5 protein-coding genes and 1 tRNA gene are annotated in these 4,023 nt (G+C 68.5%); 3 read left to right on the forward strand and 3 right to left on the reverse strand.

The window, feature by feature from the left end; translation table 11 throughout:
* Positions 1-718, forward strand: a 718-nt coding sequence (locus VGL30_RS00095) for a phosphotransferase (RefSeq protein ID WP_331535502.1), incomplete at its 5' end; no start/stop codon positions are given.
* Positions 719-742: 24 nt separating this feature from the next.
* Here the strand turns inward: VGL30_RS00095 and VGL30_RS00100 are convergent.
* Together VGL30_RS00100 and VGL30_RS00105 are read right to left on the reverse strand one after the other, a co-directional pair.
* On the reverse strand, positions 743-2,026 hold the full coding sequence (locus tag VGL30_RS00100) for a dicarboxylate/amino acid:cation symporter (protein ID WP_331535510.1): 1,284 nt from the start codon (positions 2,024-2,026) through the stop codon (positions 743-745).
* Positions 2,027-2,090: 64 nt separating this feature from the next.
* The gene (locus tag VGL30_RS00105) at positions 2,091-2,450 is read right to left on the reverse strand and encodes a hypothetical protein (protein WP_331535504.1); all 360 of its coding nucleotides are present in this window, start codon (positions 2,448-2,450) and stop codon (positions 2,091-2,093) included.
* Positions 2,451-2,664: 214 nt separating this feature from the next.
* Between VGL30_RS00105 and VGL30_RS00110 the strand changes: the two genes are divergently transcribed.
* On the forward strand, positions 2,665-2,982 hold the full coding sequence (locus VGL30_RS00110; protein WP_331535506.1) for a CC_3452 family protein: 318 nt from the start codon (positions 2,665-2,667) through the stop codon (positions 2,980-2,982).
* Between the two features lie 126 nt (positions 2,983-3,108).
* Here VGL30_RS00110 and VGL30_RS00115 read toward each other — a convergent pair whose 3' ends face one another.
* The gene (locus VGL30_RS00115; protein ID WP_331535508.1) at positions 3,109-3,399 is read right to left on the reverse strand and encodes a hypothetical protein; all 291 of its coding nucleotides are present in this window, start codon (positions 3,397-3,399) and stop codon (positions 3,109-3,111) included.
* A gap of 237 nt (positions 3,400-3,636) precedes the next feature.
* Here VGL30_RS00115 and VGL30_RS00120 point away from each other — a divergent pair.
* Positions 3,637-3,713: transfer RNA gene (locus VGL30_RS00120), tRNA-Arg, on the forward strand.
* The last annotated feature ends 310 nt before the right edge of the window (positions 3,714-4,023 follow it).

Here is a 4,023-nt window from a genome sequence, read left to right on the forward strand (position 1 = left end):
GGAGATGGTCGAAGGACGTATATTCTGGGACGCCACCCTGCCGGATCTCCCGCCCGCCGACCGCAGGGCCTGCTACGACGCGATGAATCAGGCGCTCGCACAACTGCACTGCATCGATCACGAAGCGATCGGCCTCGCGGATTACGGCCGGCCCGGCAATTATTTCGCCCGGCAGATCGCGCGATGGGCCAGGCAGTATCTGGACGACGCGACCGTCGCCGGGCGCGATCCCAATATGGACCGGCTGATCGAATGGCTGCCCGGAAACATCCCGCCGGGCGACGACACGTCGATCGTGCACGGCGACTACCGCATCGACAACATGATCTTCCACCCGACCGAGCCGCGCGTGATCGCGGTGCTCGACTGGGAGCTTTCTACGCTCGGCCACCCGCTCGCCGATTTCGCCTATCACCTCATGGTCTGGCGGCTCCCGCCGGTATTGTTTTCCGGCCTCAGCCGGGCCGATCTCGCGGCGCTGAATATCCCCGGCGAGGCCGAATATGTCGCCGATTATTGCCGCCATACCGGTCGCGCCGGCATCGACGATCTGGATTTCTACGTCGCCTTCGGAATGTTCCGCCTGGCGGCGATCCTGCATGGCGTCAAGGCGAGGCTGGCGCGCGGCACCGCCGCTTCGGCGCACGCCTCGCACGTGATCGCGTGGTTCCCGATCGCGGCCGAAGCGGCATGGGCGCAGACCGGCGCGATCGGCTAGGCCGGAAGGGCAGCGGAAGGCCGATCAGGCGATGACCGCGTCGGCGGACAGCGGCAGCGGTTCGCCTGCCATCGCGGCGGCGAGCCGCGTGCGATCGAGCCCGCCTTCCCACGCCGATACGACGATCGTCGCGACCGCATTGCCGATGAAGTTGGTGAGGCTGCGGCATTCGCTCATGAAGCGATCGACGCCGAGGATCAGCGCCATGCCGGCGACCGGCACCGATGGCACGATCGAGAGCGTCGCGGCGAGCGTGATGAAGCCCGATCCGGTGACGCCCGCCGCGCCCTTCGAACTGAGCATCGCGACGAGCAGCAGCAGGATCTGCTGTTCGAACGAGAGGTGGACGTTGGTCGCCTGCGCGATGAACAGCGCGGCGAGCGTCATGTAGATGTTGGTGCCGTCGAGGTTGAACGAATAGCCGGTGGGGACGACCAGGCCCACGGTGCTGCGCCGGGCGCCCAGCGCCTGCAGCTTCTGCATCAGCCGCGGCAGCGCTGATTCGGAGGAGGAGGAACCCAGCACGATCAGCAGCTCCTCGCGGATGTAGGCCACGAAGCGGAAGATCGAGAATCCGGCCAGGGCCGCCACCGTCCCCAGCACCACCACCACGAACAGCAGCGAGGTGGCGTAGAAGGTGGCGATCAGCGCGCCCAGCTTGACCAGCGCCGAAGGGCCGAACTTGCCGATGGTGAAGGCCATGGCGCCGAACGCCCCGATGGGCGCCAGGCGCACCACCACCCCGATCACCCCGAAGAACAGGCGCGAGCCGTCCTCCAGGAATCCCGCGACCCGCTCGCCGAACTCGCCGAGGCGCGTGCAGGCGATCCCGATGATCACCGCCGCCACCAGCACCTGCAGCAGCTGGCCCTGCGCCAGGGCGCCGAAGAAGGTGTCGGGGATCAGGCCCAGCAGGTAGTCGACGAGGTTTTCGGAATGGCGCGCCTTTTCCAGGTAGCTGGCGGCCACCGACGGATCCAAGCTGGCGGGATCGACGTTAAATCCTGTCCCCGGCCGCACCGTCTCGCCCACCGCCAGGCCCAGCAGCAGGGCCAGGGTGGAGACGATCTCGAAATAGAGCAGGGTGCGCACACCCAGCCGGCCGAAGGCCTTCAGGTCGTTCATCCGGGCGACGCCGGCGGCGACGGTGCAGAAGATCACCGGGGCGATGGCCATCTTGATCAGCTTCACGAAGCCGTCGCCCAGCGGCTTCAGCTTGACGCCCACATCCGGCCACAGGAGCCCCACGGCCAGCCCCAGCGCGATCCCGATCAGGACCTGGACGTAGAGCACCCTGAAATGTCGCAACACGCCCGTCCCCCGAACCGCTTCCCCGCCGCACGATAGAGGAGGCCCCGGGGAAACCGAAGCCTCACCAGCCGAGCCCCAGGGCGAGCGTCATGGCCGAGGGCCGGGCCAGGCGCAGCGCAGCCTCCAGCGCCTCCAGCTCGGCGCGGGCGCGCGCCAGCGCCTCGGCGGCCGGCCCGGCCGTCGCGCTCGCCGGACTCTCCAGGGTCTGGGCCAGGCCCTCGGCGGCGGCGCGCAGGCCCATCACCCGGTTCAACAGCGCCATGTCGACCTCGGCGTACTCGCAGATGTTGAGCACCGCGGCGTCCACCAGCCGCAGCAAGGCCTCGGCGGAGGGCTGGTCCCCAGCGTCGAACTGGGCGCGGACCAGGGCCGCCTGGTCGGCCAGCACCGGCGGCAGCGGCGGGGCGGCGTCGGATGTCATGAGGCGGACGGACAGGACGGCGGGCGGGACATGGGGCAGGCATGGTGAACGCCCGACGCCGCCCTGCGCAAGAGCGCGGCGCGCGCAAGGCTTGACGGCGGCGGAATGACGGCCGTAACGAAAAGTCGGTTCACTTGCCGCTCCGGCTCAGGTAGCGGATAGCCCGCGGCCACCTTGGCCGTAATTTCTCCTCCCCGAACCATTGAGGTTTGTAATGAAGATTAATTTCACCGCCCTCGCGGCGGTCGCACTGCTGAGCGCATTTGCGTCCGACGCCATGGCCGCCCAAGCGGTTACGGCCAAGCTGCAAGCTCCAGTCGAAGGCCGCAAGAAGCCCGTCGCCGGCGACGCCGTATTCGTCTGCGAAGCCGACAGCTGCGTCGCCGCCAGCCCGAGCGGCTCGACCGGCTCGGTCTCCAGCTGCCGCCAACTGGTGCGCGTCGTGGGTGCCGTCACGAGCTTCGGCACGGACAGCAAGCCGTTCGACGCCGACAAGCTCGGCCGTTGCAACTCCGCCGTGGCGAAGAAGTAAGACTATCCGTCCAATGTCCGCGCCCCGGCCGAGGCCGCGCGCGCGGCCTCGGCGACAGGGCCCCGGCCTCTACGAGTCCGGGGCTTCTTGTCGCCGCCGGCCCAGTCGGCGGACCTCCCGGCTTCGCTATCTCTCGAAGGCCCGCCACCGTCCGTGGGAGTAATACCCATGGTCATCGGGGCGATCCCGGCGCCAGTGGTAATGGCCTCTGCGGTGATGGTCCCACCACGCATCGTCGTGGAACATGACCCGCAAATTGGCCGGGTAGGTCGTATAGTGCTCCCGCACCCGCCAGCACTCGCCGTAGCGGTTGCACGCCACATCCGCCGCGGCTGACGTGGCGGAAAGCGCCAAGGCGCCGCCCGAAACCATCGCCATGAGGCCCGCTACGGCCAATGTCTTTTTGAGTGTGTTCATGGGACGTCCTTTCGTCGAACTTTCGCTGAACGGCGGATCGGTCGGCCGGTTCCTGTGGTGAAGCCGGCCGTCTGGAGGCGCACTTCGGGCGGCGTGGACGTCCCCCGGGATCACAATCCTTGCGCCTGCGGGCGGTCCCGGTCAGAAAGGCCGGCGAAGTCGGTCCAGGCTGCGCTTTGCGTCCACGCGACACGCGGGGCGGCGTTTGCGAAGCCCAGGCGTCGATTTCGCTGGCACGGCCCGGTAGCTCAGCAGGATAGAGCAGCGCTTTCCTAAAGCGAAGGTCGGGGGTTCGAGTCCCTCCCGGGCCGCCACTCAGTGGATCTTTCCAGGCTCGCAGCGCCGGCCTTGATCGAACGCGCCGCTTTCCGGTGCTTGGCGCTCGCTTTCCGTCGGATTGTCGACGGGATCCCCGACACTCCGCCGGGGGGCGCGGGGTGTCGCGCGACCTCCGGCTGGCGTGGGGGCCGCCGCCTAGAGGCCGAGCTTGTAGCGGAGGCCGACGGTCACGGCCTGGGTGCTGAAGTCGCCGTCGAGCCGGCTGGGGCCGCGCCCGAACTCCAGTCCGTTCACGCCGAAATAGCGATAGGCCACTTCCCCGGTGAGACGATCGTTGAACGGATG

Origin of the sequence: Phenylobacterium sp., from assembly GCF_036502675.1 — a bacterium.
GTDB lineage: Bacteria > Pseudomonadota > Alphaproteobacteria > Caulobacterales > Caulobacteraceae > Phenylobacterium.

What these genes read in the sequence shown, in the direction of transcription:
- VGL30_RS00105 (WP_331535504.1), bottom strand. Translation starts at nt 2,450, where the DNA reads ATGACATCCGACGCCGCCCCGCCGCTGCCGCCGGTGCTGGCCGACCAG.
- VGL30_RS00115 (WP_331535508.1), bottom strand. Translation starts at nt 3,399, where the DNA reads ATGAACACACTCAAAAAGACATTGGCCGTAGCGGGCCTCATGGCGATG.
- VGL30_RS00110 (WP_331535506.1), top strand. Translation starts at nt 2,665, where the DNA reads ATGAAGATTAATTTCACCGCCCTCGCGGCGGTCGCACTGCTGAGCGCA.